At 40.4% G+C, this 20,928-nt stretch carries 15 protein-coding genes and 1 tRNA gene; 11 read left to right on the top strand and 5 right to left on the bottom strand.

The annotated features are described in order from the left end of the window. The first annotated feature begins 20 nt into the window (after positions 1–20). The 6 genes from NXR94_RS13465 (at position 21) to NXR94_RS13440 (ending at position 11,531) form a co-directional block, all read left to right on the top strand. Positions 21–602, top strand: coding sequence for a 7-carboxy-7-deazaguanine synthase QueE (locus NXR94_RS13465; RefSeq protein ID WP_258105175.1), 582 nt, complete (start codon positions 21–23; stop codon positions 600–602). Next, a complete protein-coding gene (locus NXR94_RS13460; protein ID WP_258105174.1) occupies positions 557–2,515 on the top strand; it encodes an OmpA family protein in 1,959 nt (652 codons plus the stop codon). The genes NXR94_RS13465 and NXR94_RS13460 overlap by 46 nt, the downstream gene beginning before the upstream one ends. A gap of 269 nt (positions 2,516–2,784) precedes the next feature. Continuing rightward, complete coding sequence (locus NXR94_RS13455) at positions 2,785–6,042, top strand: SusC/RagA family TonB-linked outer membrane protein (protein ID WP_258105173.1); 3,258 nt, start codon at positions 2,785–2,787, stop codon at positions 6,040–6,042. Between the two features lie 19 nt (positions 6,043–6,061). After that, positions 6,062–7,663 (top strand): SusD/RagB family nutrient-binding outer membrane lipoprotein, encoded by a 1,602-nt coding sequence (locus NXR94_RS13450; RefSeq protein WP_258105172.1) that lies wholly within the window; start codon positions 6,062–6,064, stop codon positions 7,661–7,663. 99 nt (positions 7,664–7,762) lie between these two features. Continuing rightward, positions 7,763–10,444 (top strand): TonB-dependent receptor, encoded by a 2,682-nt coding sequence (locus NXR94_RS13445; RefSeq protein ID WP_258105171.1) that lies wholly within the window; start codon positions 7,763–7,765, stop codon positions 10,442–10,444. 4 nt (positions 10,445–10,448) lie between these two features. Beyond that, positions 10,449–11,531: a DUF4249 domain-containing protein gene (locus NXR94_RS13440; RefSeq protein WP_258105170.1), complete on the top strand. Its 1,083-nt coding sequence runs from the start codon at positions 10,449–10,451 to the stop codon at positions 11,529–11,531. 12 nt (positions 11,532–11,543) lie between these two features. Here NXR94_RS13440 and NXR94_RS13435 read toward each other — a convergent pair whose 3' ends face one another. Then, positions 11,544–12,203 carry a DUF4136 domain-containing protein gene (locus tag NXR94_RS13435; RefSeq protein WP_258105169.1) on the bottom strand — a complete coding sequence of 220 codons (660 nt, stop codon included), beginning with the start codon at positions 12,201–12,203 and terminating at the stop codon, positions 11,544–11,546. A 314-nt stretch (positions 12,204–12,517) separates the two neighbouring features. Here NXR94_RS13435 and NXR94_RS13430 point away from each other — a divergent pair, with 314 nt between their 5' ends. Further along, the gene (locus NXR94_RS13430) at positions 12,518–12,934 is read left to right on the top strand and encodes a 6-carboxytetrahydropterin synthase (protein ID WP_258105168.1); all 417 of its coding nucleotides are present in this window, start codon (positions 12,518–12,520) and stop codon (positions 12,932–12,934) included. A gap of 5 nt (positions 12,935–12,939) precedes the next feature. Here NXR94_RS13430 and clpX read toward each other — a convergent pair whose 3' ends face one another. The 4 genes from clpX to NXR94_RS13410 all read right to left on the bottom strand — a co-directional run bounded on the left by clpX (position 12,940) and on the right by NXR94_RS13410 (position 16,447). Next, the gene (gene clpX / locus NXR94_RS13425; protein ID WP_258105167.1) at positions 12,940–14,169 is read right to left on the bottom strand and encodes an ATP-dependent Clp protease ATP-binding subunit ClpX; all 1,230 of its coding nucleotides are present in this window, start codon (positions 14,167–14,169) and stop codon (positions 12,940–12,942) included. Beyond that, a complete protein-coding gene (locus tag NXR94_RS13420) occupies positions 14,169–14,846 on the bottom strand; it encodes a ClpP family protease (RefSeq protein ID WP_258105166.1) in 678 nt (225 codons plus the stop codon). The genes clpX and NXR94_RS13420 overlap by 1 nt, the downstream gene beginning before the upstream one ends. A gap of 91 nt (positions 14,847–14,937) precedes the next feature. After that, complete coding sequence (gene tig / locus NXR94_RS13415; RefSeq protein ID WP_258105165.1) at positions 14,938–16,260, bottom strand: trigger factor; 1,323 nt, start codon at positions 16,258–16,260, stop codon at positions 14,938–14,940. Positions 16,261–16,362: 102 nt separating this feature from the next. Then, positions 16,363–16,447: transfer RNA gene (locus NXR94_RS13410), tRNA-Leu, on the bottom strand. A 66-nt stretch (positions 16,448–16,513) separates the two neighbouring features. Here NXR94_RS13410 and NXR94_RS13405 point away from each other — a divergent pair. The 4 genes from NXR94_RS13405 (at position 16,514) to NXR94_RS13390 (ending at position 20,928) form a co-directional block, all read left to right on the top strand. After that, positions 16,514–18,718: a bifunctional (p)ppGpp synthetase/guanosine-3',5'-bis(diphosphate) 3'-pyrophosphohydrolase gene (locus NXR94_RS13405; protein WP_258105331.1), complete on the top strand. Its 2,205-nt coding sequence runs from the start codon at positions 16,514–16,516 to the stop codon at positions 18,716–18,718. A gap of 36 nt (positions 18,719–18,754) precedes the next feature. Further along, complete coding sequence (locus NXR94_RS13400; protein ID WP_258105164.1) at positions 18,755–19,213, top strand: Fur family transcriptional regulator; 459 nt, start codon at positions 18,755–18,757, stop codon at positions 19,211–19,213. A gap of 85 nt (positions 19,214–19,298) precedes the next feature. Continuing rightward, positions 19,299–19,640, top strand: coding sequence for an STAS domain-containing protein (locus NXR94_RS13395; protein ID WP_258105163.1), 342 nt, complete (start codon positions 19,299–19,301; stop codon positions 19,638–19,640). A 7-nt stretch (positions 19,641–19,647) separates the two neighbouring features. Continuing rightward, complete coding sequence (locus NXR94_RS13390; RefSeq protein WP_258105162.1) at positions 19,648–20,928, top strand: adenylosuccinate synthase; 1,281 nt, start codon at positions 19,648–19,650, stop codon at positions 20,926–20,928.

The raw sequence follows: 20,928 nt of genomic DNA, 5'->3' as shown, positions 1-20,928 counted from the left end.
CAGGATCGAAACTTCCGTTAATGGAATCTTTCTTCACCATACAGGGTGAAGGTTTTTACTCGGGTACTCCGGCATATTTCATCCGTTTGGGTGGATGTGATGTGGGTTGTGTGTGGTGCGATGTGAAGGAATCATGGGAAGCTAGTGATCACCCTGAGGTTGATATCTTAAAAATGGTGGAGCAGGCAAAATCATCAGGTACCAAAGTTGTGGTGGTAACTGGAGGGGAGCCATTAATGTATGATCTGACTTCTTTAACTGATGTGCTTAAGCAAAGCTCGCTGCAAACCAATGTGGAGACAGCAGGTGTGTACCCAATCACTGGTAATTGGGACTGGATATGCTTTTCTCCCAAGAAGTTTAAGGCTCCGCTGGCTGAATATTATCAGCAGGCCAATGAACTTAAGGTCATAATATATAATAAATCAGATTTTTCCTGGGCTGAGGAACATGCATCTAAAATGAACGCAGAAGCCCAGCTTTATTTACAGCCGGAATGGGGTAAAAGAAACGCGATGATGCCCCTCATCGTTGATTATGTGAAGAAGAATCCAAAATGGAGGATATCTTTACAGACTCACAAATACCTGAACATTCCTTGATTGATCTTCGAAAGTTATTTTTTCTGTGTTTTTTTCTCGGTTCTCTGGTACTGTCCGCGCAGAAGTATTCAACTTCTAGTGGTAAGGCCATCAAGCTTTTCGAAAAGGGAGAGCAAGCAGTTATTGACAGGAACTTTGAAACTGCAATAGCGCTATTTGAGAGTGCTATAAAAAAGGATAACAGTTTTCGGGAGGCCTATCTCAAGCTAGCAACGATCTATTCCCTTTACAGGGATCAGGAATCTAGTCTTAAATACTATCAGGGATATTCTGAGGTTACTCCTAAGGAAAAGGTGAGTTGGGGAATTTGGAAAAATCTGGCATATTTAAATTTTTCATTTGGTCATTATGAACTCGCTGATCAGGCTATGACGCAACTATTGAATTTGAAGCCTGATTTATCGAATGACCCGAACATCAAGCTATTGGCTGAAAGTATCGAATTCTCCCTGGAAGCCATTAAAAATCAAGATGATCTGGTATTGAACGAATTGCCCGCCAGTGTCAACCGCTTTGCTCTTCAATATTTCCCAGTCCTTGCTGTAGATGGAAGAACCTTACTCTATACCAAGCGGGATGCGAATCACCCGGGTGCCGATGAGGATATTGTGTTTAGTGTACGCTCTGATTCAGGGTGGAGTGAAGGAGAATCTATATCTCCGATGATCAATACCGATCTGAATGAAGGAGCCTGTTCTATATCAGCAGATGGTCGAACCTTGGTCTTTACCTCATGTGATGATGGTCGGACTATCGGAAGCTGTGACTTATTTATGTGTACGCGAGAAGGTAATGAATGGTCGGAGCCGCGGAATATGGGGGAAGTGGTGAATTCAAAGCATTGGGACTCTCAGCCTTCTCTTAGTGCTGATGGACGAAAGATCTATTTTTCAAGTAACCGTCCGGGAGGATTTGGTAATAGGGATTTATGGGTTACCACGCTTAATGGGACGAATTGGTCTCAGCCGGTGAATATGGGGTCAACGATTAACGGTTGGAAAGACGAAACCACTCCATTTATTCACGCAAACAATAATATTCTACTATTTTCAAGTAATTCTTATCCATCATTGGGAGGATATGATCTGTTTTTTTCTAAAAAAGAGAATAATGTTTGGTCACAACCAGTGAATTTGGGCTACCCGATTAACTCTTATAAAGATGAAGTTTCGCTGTTCATTGCCCCTGATGGCACTGAGGCCTATTATTCTAAAGAGAGAATGGAACGTGGAATGGTGGTTGAAAGCAAGATTGTTAATTTCAAAATCGAATCAGATACGTTTGAAGTAAGTAAAGTGAGTTATGTAACGGGTTTGGTTAGGGATGAGGAGACTAAAGCGCCATTAGGAGCAAGACTGCGGCTATTGAACTTGTCTGATAGTACTGATGAATACCTTGCGTTTTCAGATCCCGCTTCAGGTTCCTATTTCATTGCATTGACGGCAGGTGTTGAGTATGGTGTATTTGTAGATAGGGAAAAATATCTGTTCGAGAACCTTTCATTCGAGTCTAGAAGCAATGAATTATTGCGTCCAGATACGGTAAATGTTGATTTGAAGCCCATAAAGCCGGGAAGTTCGGTGGTGCTAAAGAATATATATTTTGAATTTGACCGGTATAAGCTAAGTGATAAATCAAGACTTGAGTTAGAGAGTATTGTTAAGTTTCTGGAATCTAACCCTGAAGTACAATTTCAGATTGAAGGGCATACAGATAGTCAGGGGGAAGATGACTATAATGTTCGCTTATCTCTCCAAAGAGCTGAATCTGTATTCAATTATCTGAAGTCAAGAGGAATATCCCCCAAAAGAATGGTTGCAAAGGGTTTTGGAAGCAGTCGTCCGTTACAAGCAGGGGAGTCCGAGGAGGTATATCGAATTAACCGTAGAATCACTTTCAGAGTCTTAAAGTAATCCTTTAACCGCTCGTCTAAAAAATCTACAATTTTTTTCAAAAAAATCACCCCAAATTTCATTCAAGTAGATCAGGGAATTAGCGATGAATATTTGGTGATTTTTTTAATTGGGATGTTCTGAGATTGAAATATCCTGTTTTTCCCGATTTTACAATCAAAACACCCCTTTTATGGCAATTGTCAAAACATTTATTGGTTTTGTTCAATACCATATAATTATTATAAATTTAGTCATGTAAACATAATGTTCAATTTAAACAGTATGATATGAAGAGGATTCTACTACTCAGTTTCATGTCTTTAGCTGTTGTCTTTGGGACAATGGCGCAAAGAACGGTATCTGGTAAGATCACCTCTGCCGAGGACGGCAGCGGGATACCAGGAGTGAACGTAGTTCTGAAAGGAACTACTACAGGTACAACGTCTGATTTGGATGGTAACTACAGAATTAGTGTACCTGAAGATGGAGGCACGCTCGTTTTCTCATTTGTGGGATTGCAGACTCAGGAAGTTTCAATCGGAACAAGGTCTACTATAGATGTGGGAATGAGCTCGGATGTTCAACAGTTGACCGAAGTGGTCGTAACTGCCATGAACATTTCCAGAGATAAGGCCTCATTAGGTTATGCAACGCAGACTCTGGATAGTGATGCGGTAACTCAGGCTAAAGAGCAAAACTTTGTCAACTCTTTATCTGGTAAAGTTGCTGGTGTTCAGATTAGGACCAATAATAACTTTGGAGGTTCTACGAACATTGTTATTAGAGGTAACAATTCAATTTCAGGAACAAATCAGCCACTCTTTGTTGTGGATGGGGTGCCTATCGATAACAGAACTGGTAATGATGATTACCAGCAGCGTGGTCGATACGGTTATGACTATGGTAACGCAGCTTCTGATATTAATCCTGAGAGTATCGAAAGCATCAGTGTTTTGAAAGGTGCTGCGGCAACTGCGCTTTATGGATCAAGAGCTGCTAATGGTGCTGTGATCATTACTACCAAGAAGGGGAAAAGTGGTCAGGGTATTGGTGTTTCGGTTTCTAGTGGTCTAATAATAGGTAAAATTAATAAAAAGACCTTTGTGAAATATCAGGATCAATACGGTGCTGGTTATTCTAATTACTATTATGGTAATGACGGAGGTCCTTTCGATGATTACTACGATAATAATGGTGATGGAACCATTGACCAGGCGGACTGGACTGTTCCAACTTACGAAGATGCCTCATACGGTCAAAAATTTGATCCAACTCTTAATGTTTGGCATTGGGATTCATTCGTTCCTGAATCACCGAATTTTGGCAAGCCTTATGCCTGGTCTGCTGCCGAAAGTACTCCGGTTGATTTCTTTGAAACGTCTTTAACTTGGAATAACTCTGTTTCAATATCTGGGGGAAGTGAAAATAATACTTTCCGACTTGGATATACCAACTTTAATCAAACTGGTATCCTTCCAAACAGTGATCTGCTAAGACATACCATTAATTTCTCAGGGGTTAGCAAAATCAATCCTAAGTTGACAGCAACTGTTAATGCTAACATCAGTGCTCAGGATGTAACAGGTAGAAACTCTACAGGTTACGGTGATAACCTGATGTCGGAATTCAGACAGTGGTGGGAGACTAATGTTAGTATAAAGGATCAGAAGGATTTGTTCTTCGAAACAGGCAGAAATGTAACATGGAATATGTACGATGCCGCGGGAGGTGATTTTGATCCGATTTTCTGGGATAACCCATATTGGACGAGACACAAAAACTACCAGACAGATAAAAGAAATAGAACCTTCGGTAACGTATCATTGGATTTTAACCCAATTGACTGGTTGAATATCACTGGTAGAGTTTCTCTCGACCACTATACTGAGTTAAGAGAGCAACGAAGAGCGGTAGGTAGTGTGCCACAGGAGTTTGGTATCCAAAAATTGGACGAGCAGTCCGGTTATCATAGAGAAGATAGAGAGGTAACAGAAGCGAATTACGACTTCTTGGTATCCGTTAACAGAAAATTATCCTCTGATCTTTCTTTATACGCCTTAGTGGGTTCAAATATTCGAGTTCAGAATTTTGAGTCTGTATGGCAGTCTACTTCAGGAGGTTTGGCGATTCCGGATTTATATACGATCAATAACTCAAAGAATAAATTGCCTCTTCCTGTTGAGACCATTCAGGAGAAGGAAGTTTATGGTTTCTTTGGTAATGTAAATTTAGGTTACAATGACATGTTGTACCTTGATTTGACCGGAAGAAGAGATATTTCTTCTGCACTTCCTGTTGGTAACAATGCTTACAACTATGGTTCAGCAGCTTTGAGTTTTATCTTCTCTGAAGTGGTTGACCTTCCATGGTTGAACTTCGGTAAGGCAAGATTGAACTACGCTGAGGTAGGTAACGACACAGATCCATTGAACACCAAGGACTACTATTTGAGAAATGATAATTTTGATAAGGCTGTTATTTACACCGCTTCTTCATACAGAAGAAACCCTGAACTAGAGCCTGAAAGACAAAAAAGTTTGGAGTTCGGTTTGGAGGGTTCAGTTTTGAATAACAGATTGAGATTTGATGTTGCAGCGTACAATACCAATACTTTCAATCAGATCATGACCATTGAAGTGTCAAGAGCGACTGGTTACAGATACAAAACAGTAAACGGTGGTGAAATCAATAATCATGGACTTGAACTTACCTTGTCAGGTACTCCAGTAAAAGTTGGTGATTTCTCATGGGATGCAACTGTAAACTGGACGGCTTACAGAAGTGAGGTTAAGTCTCTGGCCCAGGGAATTGAAAACTTTGTTATCCAAAGCTACCAGGGCGGTGTGTCATTGAACGCCACTGTTGGTGAGCCTTTCGGAGTACTTAGGGGCACCGGGTTTGAGTATTTGGATGGTGAAAAAGTAGTCACTTCAAGTGGTTATTATGCAGCTGTTCCTGATCAGGTAATTGGTAATCCTAATCCGGATTGGATGATGGGTATTACTAACTCCCTATCATATAAAGGCCTGAACTTAAGCTTCCTGATTGACTGGTCCCAAGGGGGTGATGTTTACTCATTGGATATGCATTATGGACAAGGAACTGGTGTTACCGCTAATACTGTTGGAACCAATGATTTAGGGAATGATTGGAGACTACCTGTAGCTGATGGAGGAGGTATTAAGCTGGAAGGTGTTCAGGCTGATGGAACTCCAAATGAAGTTTATGGACGTGCTGATTACTATGGTGGTGTGTTCTACTGGGGTAACAGTGCTAGAAACCCCGCAGCGCTAACTGTTTATGATGCTACTTATATCAAATTGAGAGAGTTGGCATTAAGCTACAGTTTGCCTAGTGACTTGATTGGTGGATTTGCTAAGAATATCAACCTTTCAGTTGTAGGTAGAAACCTATGGATCATTAAGAAATACCTTCCTTACGCTGATCCCGAGTCTGGTCTAGGTGCAGGTAATGCGCAAGGTTACGTATCAGGTTCTTACCCAACAACAAGAACAGTAGGTTTCAAAGTAGATTTCAACTTCTAATAACTGAAAAGATTAGATTATGAAAAAAATATTAATAGCAATATTCGCAGCGGCAACACTGTTTGCCTGTGACGATAGAATGGATAAATTGAACACTCCTAAGACGTATCCTGTTGAGGTGCCTGGTGAAGATTTGTTTACCAATGGTCTTAGAGAAATGTTCGATATGATGACTAACACGAACGTTAACGAAAACGTGTTTAGACTATACGCCCAGTACTGGGCACAGACGACCTACCCGGATGAGTCTGGTTACAATATGGTTACAAGGGAAAATCCTGATAACCTGTTTACAAATGCATATAGGGAAGCACTGAAGGATATGGCTGATGGTAAAGCTTTTATCATCGCTAACCCGGATGCGACGGTTCCTGATGAGCAAGAGTTGAATCAGCAGTTGATCATAGACATCAATACAGCGTATGTCTATTCATTCCTTGTGGAGACATTTGGTGATGTGCCTTTTAGCGAGGCCCTTGATCCAGATAACCTTACTCCCAAGTATGACGATGCGCTGACCATTTATCAAGCTTGCGTAGATATGTTGGATAACGCCATCGATAATATCGACCCAGCTTTTGACGGGTTCTCAGAGGCGCAGGACCCTGTATATGGTGGAGATGCCGCCATGTGGGTGAAGTTTGCGGCTTCTTTGAAGTTTAGAATGGGTGTGATGCTGATCGATGCAAATCCAACTTTGGCTCAAACCTGGATTACTGAAGCCCTGGCTACAGGTGTGATTTCAAGTAGTGCAGAGAACACTACAATCACCTACAGTGCTACTCCCCCAAGTACCAATCCTCTATACGAAGATTTGGTGCTAAGTGGAAGAAAGGACTTTGTGATTGCAAATACTGTTGTTGACTTGTTGGATTCATTGCTGGATCCACGTTTACAGTTGTTTGCTACGGAAACGATGCCTTTTCCATATGAAGTTGATCCGTCAACCGGAAGTAAGAAAGATTCGGTATTGAATTCACCTAAATTCCTTGTTTATGAGGATGTAGATGGTGAAGATTCTCTTGTTGCCGTTACGACTGCGATGTTACCTTACACTGTATTGGCTGCTGACTCTACAGAAGTTAAAGCTTATATAGGTGGTACCTATGGTACAGCTAATGGTTACGCCGGTAAAACAAAAATCGGAACGATGTTCTTTGAGCCAGATATTTCGGCAAGCATTATCACTTATACTGAACTGCTGTTCTTAGCTGCTGAGGCTGTTGAGAAAGGAATGACATTAGCTGCTCCTTTCACTGGTACTGCACAAGAATTATATGAAGCAGGTATTACATCAAGCTTTGCGGATTGGGGATTGGCTGGGTCAGCTGCTTACATAGCAAGCCTTCCAGCTTACTCAAGTGCGGATTATAAGCAGATGATTGGTATACAGGCCTGGATTGCTCTTTACAACAGAGGATACGAGGGATGGACTACCTGGAGAAGATTGGATTTTGATGGATTTAACATTGCGGAGACTATTACTACCGTTGATGAAATTCCTGTAAGATTCATCTATCCGATAAGAGAAGCTACACTTAATCCTGCTTCTTTGACAGCTGCCAGTACTGCCATTGGTGGTGATGAGCAGGTCACTAAACTGTTCTGGGACAAATTCTAAAATCAATAGCATTTTTAAAGGAGCTTAATTTTAAGCTCCTTTTTTTTTGCTTTTGAAACTTGATGGTAATATCAAGCAACTGTATTAATACACTGTTTCATGATGTTGAGTGTGAGTCGAGCATGTCTCCTCATAGGGATGCTGCTTCTATTATTTCAGTCTCTGAGAGCTCAAAGTGTACGGGATGTGATGATAAAGCCCGCAGACAATGGGCGGATCCTGAATGAATTTTTGGAGGAAAAGGAATCTGAATATGGTGTGGATTTCATTTTTGAAAAGTCACGTATGGAAGCTCTAAATGTTTCTGGTGTCCGGGAAGAGGATAGATTAGAGGATTTTCTGAAAGATTATTTTGTGAGTTTTGGACTGGCTTTGGTAAAGGCATCAGATAAAATCGCTCTTATTGTTGATGAGCAAACAGAAAGAACGCTTGGAAGAATAAAAAGTAACTATTTGGTAGTCAACACAGAAAATTCTAGTGGTCGGTTTAGGCTGGAAGGGAAAATAAAGGAGGCAGATTATAACGAACCACTGGTTGGAGCTCAAATCGTTATTAAAGATTTAGAAAGTGGTACCCTTTCGGATATAAACGGACACTTTGAACTATGGCTTCCAATGGGCTATCACAATGTGGAGATAAGGAATGTAGGCCATTCCAATTCTAATTTTGTAATTGGCTATAGTTCACTTGCAGAAGCTACAGGAGTATCAATTACCATGTTTCCTTCAGTTACGGAGTTGGATGAATTGGTAATTACGGCGGAGAAGGAAAATATTAATATCAAACAGACTTATGCTGGTGTTGAAAGCATGGGGATCGAGGCCATAAAAATGATGCCCACATTTCTTGGGGAAATAAACCCAATCAAAAGCATTACAGCGCTTCCTGGTGTTTCTTCCGTTGGAGAAATAGCCTCAGGGTATAACGTTCGGGGTGGAGAGGCTGGACAAAATTTGATCTTACAGGATCGAAGCGTCATTTACAACCCTACACACTTATTTGGAATGTTTTCGGCCTTCAACCCTGATATCGTCAGTAATGTTTCCTTACACAAAGGTGCAGGTCCCCCATCATTTGGGGGGAGAGTGTCGTCTGTTTTGGATATTTCATTACGCAATGGAGACCTGAACAGGAATATATGGTCAGCCGGAGTGGGAATTATTTCGTCCCATTTGACCACCGAAGGCCCAATTATCAAGGACCGGTTATCTTATATTATCGGCGGACGTTATTCTTATAGTGACTGGTTTTTAAAAGCCTTGAACAATGAAGGATTGAATGATAGTAATGCTGATTTTTATGATATAACAGGAAAACTGACCTACAAGCTAAATGATAAGAATTACATCTCTTTAAGTGGTTATAGTAGTCATGATTGCTTTAAAGTGGAGGGAGACTCCACCTACTCATGGAATAGTCTCAACTTCAATATTCTTTGGGACCACACATTTGGGGCTGTGTGGTCGTCTTCTCTCAGTTTATCCAGAAGTCAGTATTCCAGCCAAATTGATAATGAGTATGTTCTGGATGCTTTTACGTACAAAAACGGAATTAATGATCTAAGTCTAAAGTTTGACTTGACATTTAAGAGGAGTGAAAAAATGGCGATGAACTTTGGCTTAGATGCAAACTACTACCTATTGCGTCCGGGAGAAGTAATTCCATCTGATAGCTTAAATAATACCCCAGCGATTAGAATAAGTAATCAGAGGATATTTCAACCAGCCTGTTATTATGAAATTAGTATTGAACCTACGGAAAAAGTGGGGCTAAATATAGGGCTGAGGTATTCTCAGTTTTACAGGATGGGGCCTGAAGATATTCTTTCGTTCGATTACAATAATTTTGATGGGAGAAACTCCAACATACAAGACTCCCTTTCATATGCTGCTGGTGAGGTGGTTAAGTTCTATCATAATTTGGAGCCCAGGATTTCAATGAGATATGCATTTAATGATAAAAATGCTGTGAAAGCGGGATATGGTAGAGCTACTCAATATTTACACCTAATGTCCAATACTACCTCGACTACACCATATGATTATTGGATTAGTAGTGGTCCGCATCTGAAGCCCTTGATATCAGATCAGTTCACTTTTGGTTATTTCAAAAACCTGAAAGAAAACACTTATGAACTTTCAGTTGAAGCTTTTTATAAGGTGATACATAATGCTGTTGATTATTATGATGGAGCTGATATCACCGTGAATCCGGCTCTTGAGTCCGTTTTGTCGCAAGGCAGAGGGCTTTCTTATGGACTTGAGCTTTACATGAAAAAGGCTAAAGGAGAAGTGAATGGGTGGGTGGCTTATACTTATTCAAGAAGTTTGAGACGGTTTGAACCTGATCAGGTTGGCAGAATAATCAACCAGGGAAAATATTATCCATCTATTTTTGATCAGCCGCATAATTTGACGGTTGTATTAAATTATCGGGCCAGGGAGCGCGTTTCTTATTCAGCTAATTTTAGTTACAGCACCGGGAGGCCAATAACTATTCCTGTATCGAAATACGAATATGATCCTTATTTAGCAGTGCTAAACTATTCTGAACGAAATGAATATCGAATTCCAGACTACCATCGTTTGGATCTCTCTATGAACATTCAGGAAAGGAAACGAAATAGTAAATCCTATCAGGGTGAGTGGGTGATATCTATTTTTAATGTTTATGGGAGAGATAATGCATACTCCATTTTTTTTAACAGGTATGGGCGGGCAAAACAACTTACTATCCTGGGGTCTGTTTTTCCTTCTGTCTCTTACAAGTTTAGGTTTTAGGAAAATGCAAAGGGGAGTATTCTTAATACTACTAATAGTTCAGGTTACTTCTTGCATTGAGCCCTATCAGTTTGAGCTGGAGCAGGAGGTGACTTATCTGGTCGTAGACGCCCGGGTTTCAAATGTCAGTTTTAATGAAACGCTGAATTACCCTTCCGAAGGTCGGCTTTTTATAGTGAGTTTGGGTTTCAGCAATAAGCCATCTAATGTTCGAGATAAAACTTTGACAGGAGCTAATGTTTTTATCGAAGATGATCAGGGAGGGAAGATGATCTATGATGAAATGGGTGATGGGGAATACGTAATTCTTGATCCGGATTTTAAAATTATGGAAGGGAGGTCTTATAGATTGACGATTGAGGATGGTCAGGATATTTATCATTCTAGGTGGGAGGAACTCCCGGACAAGACTGAACCCATGAAATCGGTTTATTTTGAAGAGGACCAAATGAAAGTTCTCGTATACAAAGCGGGTGAACCTGAATTAGAAACCGTTGAAGCTGTATCAATTTACGTGGATGTACCATCTAATGGGATAGATACAAGATATTATATGTGGGATTACGATGCACATTGGGTGTATAGGGCACCTCTTGCCAGCAGGCAGGGATCAATTATTTGTTGGGTAAATGAACCCCTGTATTTGCGAGATTATACATTAAAGCTTGATAAAAATGGAGGATACCCACAAAAGCTATTTCAGGTTCAAACGATCCGTAATGAACGTGTTTATGAAGAGTTGACAGTGTTAGTGAAACAATACCTCCTTAATAAAGGGTATTTTTTTTATTTAAAGGATTTGCAACTCCTGGCTTCCAGGGAGGGTTTGTTTGAAGAGCCGCCATATAATCCTCAATCAAATATTTACCACGAAAGTGATTCTGAAAAAAAGGTTTTGGGTTATTTCGGAGTGGTTAGAGAGCAGGCACAGCGTTGGTATCTTACGGATAATGATCTATCCTATTTTGTTCCGTCAACTACCCTGGAGGATTGTACTGCACATGAGCAGGAACCTTCTCCCCAGTGTTACGATTGTATGGAGTACAGCCGTGGTGAGCCTGTCAACGAGAAACCTTTCTGGTGGTAGACCGAATTTGGGTCAATTGTAATATTTAAAACCTCTTGCCAGAACTTTATAATCGTCCAGAATTTTACCTACTGAAGCCCTAAGGAACCTTTCATTCTCCATTTTATTGTCCTGGAATACCCCTGACATGTATCCGCTCCAAACGGTGTTGTTCTTTTTTGCATCGAAAAAGGTCAAATATATCATGCCTTCCAGCATCTCCTGTTTGATGGGAATGTATTCGCCGGTGGAGGTAACCACATAGGAATTTCCATCTTCGTCTACCTCAATGCTTTCTTCTTCTAGGTTATAAACTGGATAAAAGCTCGCGCTATCATATTTCTTCTTTTCAAACTCAACGCCTCCCAGGTTGTTTTTAACCCAGGAGTTGAATTCAGGCTGATCATAGCAAAGGAATGATACATCATTGTAGTAAAACCTGTAGGTGATGAGCAGGTCTGGCTTATCATCCTGCTGAGAATAGCCCATTGATGATAATCGCGACTTTATGGCTTTCTGAACTACTTCATTATTGGATGAGCTCGCGTCGGTATTTTCATCATCCATGAAATTGAATGTGCGGTACTTATTGAATCTTCCCCTGTAACTATAATCGGAGTCCAGGACATAGTCTTTCATGGAAAAGCAACTGGAAAGAAGTACTAAAAATGCTATTAAGGAAACGTTTTTCATATTGCAGCATTTTGAATTAGATACTAAAAGTTAGTTGATTTTGTTAAATAAATCCATCTTCAGTTAGCGTATCGCTAATTTTTGAAAGCATCACGACATATGTAACAAAGTTGATCGCTCAGTTATTTTAACATAAAAGTTTGGAGGCCTGTTCCATATTGTGAGTTCATCAGAAGGATATTTGTTTTATAGGGTTAGAGGTTCCAAGTTCTATTGATTTTCAAAAACAGGATTTTTTTGTGCGTCGGCTCTTTTTTGTGTCAATACCTGATAAAGAGTGCTAGCTTCCCTACTTTTGCGGTTTAAAGTAGACCATGATTTTTGTTAGCAGAAAAGAACATTTTAACGCAGCTCATAAGTTGTACAATCCCAAATGGAGTGAGGAGAAGAATCGTGAAGTTTTTGGGCCATGCGCTAATCACAACTGGCATGGTCACAACTTTGAGTTGATTGTGACAGTTAAAGGGAATCCGGATCCTGATACGGGATTTGTCGTGGACTTAAAGAAATTGAGTCTACTGATAAAATCTGAGATCATTGATAAGGTCGATCATCGAAACCTTAATATGGATGTGGATTTTATGGAGGGTAAGATGGCCAGTTGCGAGAACCTGGTGATGGAGTTTTGGAAGATATTAGAGCCTCGTGTAAAAAAATTAGGGAGTCTCTGCGAACTTCATTCTCTAAAGCTCTACGAGACCCCCCGTAATTACGTTGAGTATTTTGGTTGATTGGCTTATGCCGCCCTTAGCTTATTGAATTTCGATTTCTCGAATTTCTCAGCCGCATACTCTTTAGTTATTTCTATTTCTTTAATGTCCTTCGAAGAAGGGATTTCAAACATAGCGTCTGTAATAATTGCTTCGCAAATAGATCTTAGCCCTCTGGCACCTAGTTTATATTCCAACGCTTTCTTAACAATATAATCAAGAGCGCCCTGAGAAAATGCCAGCTGCACGCCTTCCATATCGAATAAACGCTCGTACTGTTTGATTAACGCATTCTTTGGTTCCGTTAGGATCATTTTGAGCGTTTCCTCATTCAGTGGGTCTAAATGAGTAAGTACCGGCAGTCTACCAATTAATTCCGGAATCAGGCCAAAGCTCTTCAAATCAATAGCCGTAACATATTGAAGTAGGTTTTGCTTGTCAATTGTTCCTAATTCAAAATCATCCTTACTTGAAAATCCGATTGGTCGGGTATTCAAACGATTTGCTATGTGACGTTCTATTCCATCAAAGGCCCCACCACAGATGAATAATATGTTTTCAGTGTTCACCGAAATCATTTTTTGATCCGGGTGCTTACGCCCACCTTGTGGTGGCACATTTACCGATGTTCCTTCCAGTAATTTGAGTAATGCCTGTTGAACACCTTCACCACTTACATCTCTTGTGATGGAAGGGTTGTCAGATTTTCTGGCGATTTTATCCAGCTCGTCAATGTATACGATGCCACGTTCAGCCGCTTCAACTTCATAGTTAGCCGCCTGAAGCAGTCTTGTAAGGATACTTTCAACATCTTCTCCAACATATCCAGCTTCTGTAAGAACAGTAGCGTCAGCGATACAAAATGGTACCTGAAGGATTTTGGCTAGTGTTCTTGCAAGATAGGTCTTACCAGTACCAGTCTGGCCAACCATAATGATGTTTGACTTTTCGATCACCACATCATCCTTATTTTCTTGCTGCATGAGCCGCTTGTAGTGATTATAAACCGCTACAGAAATGTATTTTTTGGCCTCATCCTGTCCAATGACAAACTCATCTAAGTGCTGCTTCATGTCAGCAGGCTTGATAAGGTTGAATTTTGGTGATTCGGATGGACTCTTTGTCTTTAACTCTTCACTGAGTATTTGTTGAGCCTGCGAGATACATTTATCACAAATGTGAGCATGAATCCCTGAAATCATCAGATCCACGTCTTTCTTATTTCTCCCACAAAAGCTACAAGTTACTTGTGCCATTAGCCTTTCGGATTTTTCTCTAATACCTCATCGATAAGACCGTATTTCTTTGCTTCGCCCGCTCTCATCCAATAATCTCTGTCGGAGTCATTCTCGATCTCCTCATAGGTCTTCCCGGTATGACTTGCCAGAATGTTATAAAGGTCTTTTCTTAATTCCTGCATTTGCTTCAGGGTAATTTCCATGTCTCTGGACTGACCCTGCATACCACCAGAAGGCTGGTGAATCATGATTCTGGCATGAGGAAGTGCAGATCTCTTACCTTTTGCTCCTCCGGCCATCAATACAGCGCCCATAGATGCGGCCATTCCGGTACAGATGGTTGCCACATCCGGACCAACAAATTGCATCGTGTCATACATTCCTAAACCTGCATAAACAGATCCTCCCGGACTATTAATATACAACATAATATCCTTCTTTGAGTCAACAGACTCCAGGAATAACAATTGTGCAGTGATAATGTTGGCGATGTTTTCCTCCACTTGCATGCCTAGAAAAATAATGCGGTCCATTATTAATCTGGAAAAAACATCAATTTCTCGGAAGTTTGTTGGTCTCTCCTCAATAACGGCGCGGGTCATGTTGTTAACCCTTTCTACGTAGGAGTCGAACGTCAAACCATTCACTCCTTGCCCTTTTACCGCAAATTTCCTAAACTCTTCTGTATTGATCATGTTTCAATATAACTTAACTCGTACAAAATAAAAAAGTCCTTATCTTATTGTAAGGACTTTAAATAAACTTTTTTTCTCGAACGAAAGTTCGTTAAAGTTTTCTAAAATCGTCTACACTGACCGCCTTTTCCTTGATAGTAATCTGCGATTTAATGTAATCAAATACCTTGGTTGAAAGTACCTGGTTGTGAACCTTCATATAGTTCTCACCATTTTCTCCCTGAAGGTAGTTGTTTGCAAAGGTGTCAAGCTGATCATCTAGCTGACCAATTAAGCCCGCCTGTCCGAATTGTGAACGGATCATATTTTTGGCTTCGTCCTGAATTTCGTTTGGAGCAGCATTAAGCTCTTGCTCTTTAGCTATTTTATTTCTGATCAAAGACCATTTTAGCTCAGCAGCATACGCATCGTATTCTTGCTCAAGAACCTCAGGAGTGATGTTTTTGTTGGTTTTCATTAACCAATCTTTCAAAAACTCATCAGGGAGTTCAATTTTAGCCTTCTCTACTAGTGCTTCTCGCAATTTATGAATGAAGAAGTGCTCTTCCTCGTTTTTGTAATTTGCGCTGATAGCCTCTTTTACCTTCTCCTTAAATTCTGCTTCATCTTTAACATTTCCTTCACCGAAAGTCTTGTCAAAAAGTTCCTGGTTGACTTCGGCAGGAGTGGTGTGATTGATAGCTTTGAGTGTAAAAGTTAATTTGGCTTTTAACTCATCAAATGAATCGTGCGAAATGTCAAGTTGATGGTGAAGCTTGTGGCTGTCTTTGTAAAGTATCTTTGGATCAAAATCCAAACTGTCTTCCAGCTTTAAAGCAATAAGTTTTTTAGTGATTGCAGACTCAGTTTCAGTTAGGTCGATAGCAATCTCTTTGTTGATATCGTTGGCCTCTGAAATAATTGTTCCATGAAGCGTATCACCAGCAACAGCTGTTTCCGGGTTGGAAATTTCACCGAATTGCTTTTGAAGGTTTTCGATGGTTTCGTCGATAACCTTTTTATCTACTTTAATCGTATTCTTTTCGATTTTGAATTTGCTATCGACCGGAAGATCAAACTCCTTAGCAAAGCCAACTTCGTATTCAAATTCAAAATCCTGAGGGTTTTCAAAGTCCAGACTTTCGAATGAATCTTCTTTTGGCATTGGTTCTCCCAAAATTTGAAGATCACTTTCTCGAATGTATTTGTTTAGTTGATCGGAAAGAATTTTGTTCAATTCCTCTGCAAGAATGGACTTACCGTACATTTTTTTCACAAGTCCGAAAGGGACTTTACCGGGTCTGAAGCCCTTTATTGCAGCCTTTTTGCTGTATTCCTTGATCTTTTGTGTGACAGCAGGTTGATAATCCCCCTCCTTTAAACTAATTTTAATTGAGGCTTGTGTCTGGTCCTTTTTGTCAAGTGTGATTTCCAAATCAGTGAGTATTAAAGTGTGTAATTTGCATAAATCAAAAACCCTCTTTCCCGTCCCATTACCCGATGTTAACCGAGGCAGGAAAATGAAAAGAGGGTTGCTTGGTGCGGATGGAGGGACTCGAACCCCCATGCCTCGCGGCGCTAGATCCTAAGTCTAGTGCGTCTACCAATTTCGCCACATCCGCTGAAATGGAGTGCAAAGATATACGGAATTTTATAATCATCAATAGTGTGATTAATTTTATTTTATGATTTTAAATGTAGACCTGGAAGAAGAGAGAAAGGAAATCCTAAGACGCTATAGACGATTGCTCAGGCACGCCAAACCAATCCTTAAAAAGGGTGACGCGCCGATCATCAAAAAGGCATTTACAATATCAGCTGAAGCGCATAAAGATATGCGCCGTAAATCCGGTGAACCATACATTTTTCACCCCATTGAGGTAGCTCAAATTTGTGTTTCAGAAATTGGTCTGGGTACAACTTCTATTGTGGCGGCATTGCTCCATGATGTAGTAGAGGATACTGATATGACCCTTGGTGATATTGAGCGGCTGTTTGGGCGGAAGGTTTCTAGAATTATTGATGGCCTGACGAAGATATCAGGAGTATTTGATCAGGGAAGCTCTCAGCAAGCGGAGAATTTTCGAAAAATGTTACTCACCCTATCAGAAGATGTTAGGGTGATTTTGATTAAGCTGGCGGATAGACTTCATAATATGAGGACACTGGGGAGTATGCCCCGGGACAAGCAGCTGAAGATTGCTAATGAGACCATATATATATATGCTCCACTGGCGCACAGGCTTGGCCTTTATGCGATTAAGTCTGAGCTGGAGGATTTATACCTGAAGTATACGGATCGTGAGACCTATAGTCATATAGCTAATAAGATCAATGCCACAAAGGCGGCGAGGAATAAATTCATCCGAAGCTTTATGAAGCCGATCAAGGATGAACTGGATATGAATAGTTTCACTTGTGAGATAAAAGGCCGTCCTAAATCAATCCATTCTATTCTCAATAAGATGAGAAAGCAGAATGTGCCGTTTGAAGAGGTCTACGACCTGTTTGCTATTCGAATAATTATTGATACTGACCTTGAAAATGAAAAAGCGGCCTGTTGGCAGGTATATTCTATAGTTACCGACTATTATCAACCTAACCCTGATCGGTTAAGGGATTGGATCAGTATTCCCAAGTCTAATGGATACGAGTCTTTGCACACGACAGTAATGAGTGATAAGGGACAATGGGTCGAAGTTCAAATTCGAAGTAGAAGAATGGACGACATAGCCGAAAAGGGTTACGCAGCTCATTGGAAATATAAGGAGAGTAAAGACGGTGCTAATGATCAGGGCCTCGAGATGTGGATTTCTAAGGTTCGCGATATTTTGGAGCAGAATGATACCTCAGCAATTGAGTTTGTTGATGATTTTAGGTCAAATCTGTTTCAGGAAGAGGTCTTTGCTTTTACACCCAAGGGTGATTTGGTAACCCTGCCAAATGGTGCTACCGCCCTTGATTTTGCGTTTGACATACACTCAGAAATAGGATCGCGTTGTTTAGGAGCGAAGGTGAATCAGAAGTTGGTGCCATTAAACTATCAATTAAGAAATGGTGACCAGGTCGAAATTCTGACGTCAAAAAAACAACGGCCCAAAGAGGACTGGCTCAAATATGTGGTTACATCCAAAGCCAAGTCCAATATTAAAGACTCCCTAAAGGAGGAGAAGAAAAAATATGCTGCTGATGGCCGTGAGATTGTCCAAAGAAAATTGAAACAGCTAAAACTTGACTATACTCAGGAAGTCATAGACCAAATGGCGGCATTTTTTGAGGTCAAAACACCGACTGACCTGTTTTATCTGATAGGGAAAGGCAAAATTGATCATAGTGAGATCAAGAAGTTTAATGACAATAAGTCGGAATCTGTTAGAAGAGTTGGTCGAGTATCCAATACCGAATCCTTTAAGCAACAAATAAAGCAGGTTCGAAAAGAGGATAGTGATCTCTTACTGATAGGTGAGGACATGGATGTAGTAGATTACAAATTTGCAAAATGTTGTAATCCTATCCCTGGTGATGATGTTTTTGGCTTTGTAACTGTTAATGAAGGCATAAAAATACATCGCACTAATTGTCCCAATGCAGCGGAATTGCTTTCTAATTATGGCTACAGGGTTGTTAAAGCGAGGTGGACTTCAAGTCAGGACGACTCCTTCCTGGCCAACTTGAAGATCATTGGAACGGATCGAATGGGACTCATCAATGATATTTCACGGATCATATCAAGTGAACTTAAAGTCAACATGAGATCATTAACCATTAACACTGAAGGGGGAATTTTTGAAGGGGAGATCGGGCTTTATGTTAATGATACCAAACACCTGGATATTTTGATTAGAAACCTGGAAGCTGTGCAGGGGGTTGTTTCTATATCCCGAGATAGTTAATGGTAAATTCTGTGACTGCTCTATATTTGCGTCCAAATGCAGCAAGAGGCTATACTTGAAGAAGTTAAAAAGATTTTCACAGCGTATCTTGAAAGAAAGACACTCAGGAAAACTCCGGAGAGGTACGCTATACTGGAAGAGATTTATTCCAGGACTGGCCACTTTGATGTAGAGTCTTTGTACATCAGTATGAAGGAAAAGAACTATCGGGTGAGTAGGGCAACTGTTTATAATACCCTTGATCTTCTGGTAGAATGTGACCTGGTCACCAAGCATCAATTTGGAAAAAATCTAGCCCAGTACGAAAAGTCTTATGGCTTTCGTCAGCATGACCACCTTATTTGTACAGATTGCAATAAGGTGTCTGAATTTTGCGATCCGAGGATTCAAAACATTCAGAATATGGTAGGGGACCTGTTAAAGTTTGATGTTATCCATCACTCATTGATACTCTACGGGCACTGCATGAAAGAAAACTGCGAAAACAAAAAGTAATCAGCATTAAATTTGTTTCGTGAAAATATTGAGTGGTTAGATAAATGACCATTGGAGTAAAGTTTTGATTTTAAATCAATAGAGAATGAAATATTCACATGCGATAGACCAGGGGATTTTAAAATTGGTTTTTTCCGGAGACCTTATAGGAGAGAACAATGGTCCTGATTTGGTTGAATTGATTAATGATACCCTGAATAATGATGTCAAGGATTGTATCATTAACATTTCGGATGTGCGGTACATTAACAGTAGCGGTATTGGTGTACTGATCACCATACTTACCAAGTTTAGGAATAAGTCAGGTGATCTTTACCTGATCAATCCTTCAGAACACGTCAAAAAATTATTAATAATCACCAAGCTTCAGGCAATTTTCAATATTGTCGACTCTGAGCAGGAAGCACTAACTAAAATCGCGGGATAGTCAAATTATGGCGGCAGTAGATATCTTATTGGGCCTTCAATGGGGAGATGAGGGCAAAGGAAAAATTGTGGATTTTTTAGCTCCAAAATATGATGTGGTGGCCAGGTTCCAGGGAGGACCGAATGCCGGGCACACGTTGGAGTTTGATGGTCATAAACACGTATTACACCAGATTCCATCGGGAATTTTCCATGAGGGAATTCTTAATGTAATTGGAAACGGCGTAGTACTTGACCCAATCACATTTAAGAAAGAAATTGAGGAGCTTGCTCCTTTCAACCTGGACCTGAAAAGACATCTGGTAATTTCTAATAAAGCACAGATGATCATTCCAACCCATCGCATGTTGGATAAGGCTTATGAAATTGCGAAAGGAGATAAAAAAATTGGTTCAACCCTAAGAGGTATAGGACCAACTTACCAGGATAAAGCGGCCCGAAAAGGTCTGAGAATTGGAGATGTCAATGAACCTGACTTCGACGATAGGTACAAGCAACTTAGAGATTTTCATCTCGAGATATTGGCCAGATATGATTTTGAAGCTGATTTGGAAGAGGAAGAAAGATTATTCTTCGAGGCGGTGGAAATGATCAGGGAGTTTGATATTCTGAGTACGGAGTACCTTATCAATCAGGCTTTGGTTGAAGGAAAGAGTGTATTGGCTGAAGGGGCTCAGGGTTCTCTGCTTGATGTTGATTTTGGCAGCTATCCATACGTGACCAGCAGTAACACAATTGCAGCGGGAGCATGCACCGGTTTGGGGGTTGCGCCAAATAAAATTGGAGAGGTTTATGGTATCTTCAAAGCTTACTGTACAAGAGTAGGAAGTGGTCCATTTCCAACTGAGTTGCATGACGCATCTGGAGAGGAATTGAGAAAAATAGGTAACGAATTTGGTGCCACAACTGGTCGTCCAAGAAGATGTGGTTGGTTGGATCTACCGGCTTTAAGGTATACCGTAATGTTGAACGGAGTGACTCAGCTTTTTATGATGAAGGCGGATGTGTTGGAGGATATTGACGAGATCAAAATTGCTCACAGCTACCTGAAAAATAATGAGTTGACGGATGAACTACCTCTGTATCTTGATAATGGAGAGTTTTCATTAAGTTTTGATTCATTTAAGGGATGGGGAGGAACAAAAGCGACAGAATTCGATCAGCTGCCGGAAGGTTTGCATAGCTATATAAAATACATAGAATCTAAGGTGAGCGCTCCGATTAATTTAGTTTCACTTGGTCCGGACAGAACTCAGACCATTATGAAAGGCGATATTGTAGCGCAATAA

The sequence above is a fragment of the Marinoscillum sp. MHG1-6 genome (assembly GCF_024714475.1).
In the GTDB taxonomy this organism is placed as follows: domain Bacteria; phylum Bacteroidota; class Bacteroidia; order Cytophagales; family Cyclobacteriaceae; genus JAMZMI01.
Note: the sequence above shows the minus strand (reverse complement) of the source record. Positions and strands in the feature narration are given on the sequence as shown.

Excerpts from the sequence above, each read along its gene's own strand:
- NXR94_RS13445 (WP_258105171.1), top strand. The coding sequence starts at position 7,763 with ATGATGTTGAGTGTGAGTCGAGCATGTCTCCTCATAGGGATGCTGCTT.
- NXR94_RS13450 (WP_258105172.1), top strand. The coding sequence starts at position 6,062 with ATGAAAAAAATATTAATAGCAATATTCGCAGCGGCAACACTGTTTGCC.
- NXR94_RS13390 (WP_258105162.1), top strand. The coding sequence starts at position 19,648 with ATGGCGGCAGTAGATATCTTATTGGGCCTTCAATGGGGAGATGAGGGC.
- NXR94_RS13420 (WP_258105166.1), bottom strand. The coding sequence starts at position 14,846 with ATGATCAATACAGAAGAGTTTAGGAAATTTGCGGTAAAAGGGCAAGGA.
- NXR94_RS13435 (WP_258105169.1), bottom strand. The coding sequence starts at position 12,203 with ATGAAAAACGTTTCCTTAATAGCATTTTTAGTACTTCTTTCCAGTTGC.
- NXR94_RS13455 (WP_258105173.1), top strand. The coding sequence starts at position 2,785 with ATGAAGAGGATTCTACTACTCAGTTTCATGTCTTTAGCTGTTGTCTTT.
- NXR94_RS13440 (WP_258105170.1), top strand. The coding sequence starts at position 10,449 with ATGCAAAGGGGAGTATTCTTAATACTACTAATAGTTCAGGTTACTTCT.
- NXR94_RS13460 (WP_258105174.1), top strand. The coding sequence starts at position 557 with ATGGAGGATATCTTTACAGACTCACAAATACCTGAACATTCCTTGATT.
- NXR94_RS13465 (WP_258105175.1), top strand. The coding sequence starts at position 21 with ATGGAATCTTTCTTCACCATACAGGGTGAAGGTTTTTACTCGGGTACT.
- clpX (WP_258105167.1), bottom strand. The coding sequence starts at position 14,169 with ATGGCACAAGTAACTTGTAGCTTTTGTGGGAGAAATAAGAAAGACGTG.
- NXR94_RS13395 (WP_258105163.1), top strand. The coding sequence starts at position 19,299 with ATGAAATATTCACATGCGATAGACCAGGGGATTTTAAAATTGGTTTTT.
- NXR94_RS13400 (WP_258105164.1), top strand. The coding sequence starts at position 18,755 with ATGCAGCAAGAGGCTATACTTGAAGAAGTTAAAAAGATTTTCACAGCG.
- NXR94_RS13430 (WP_258105168.1), top strand. The coding sequence starts at position 12,518 with ATGATTTTTGTTAGCAGAAAAGAACATTTTAACGCAGCTCATAAGTTG.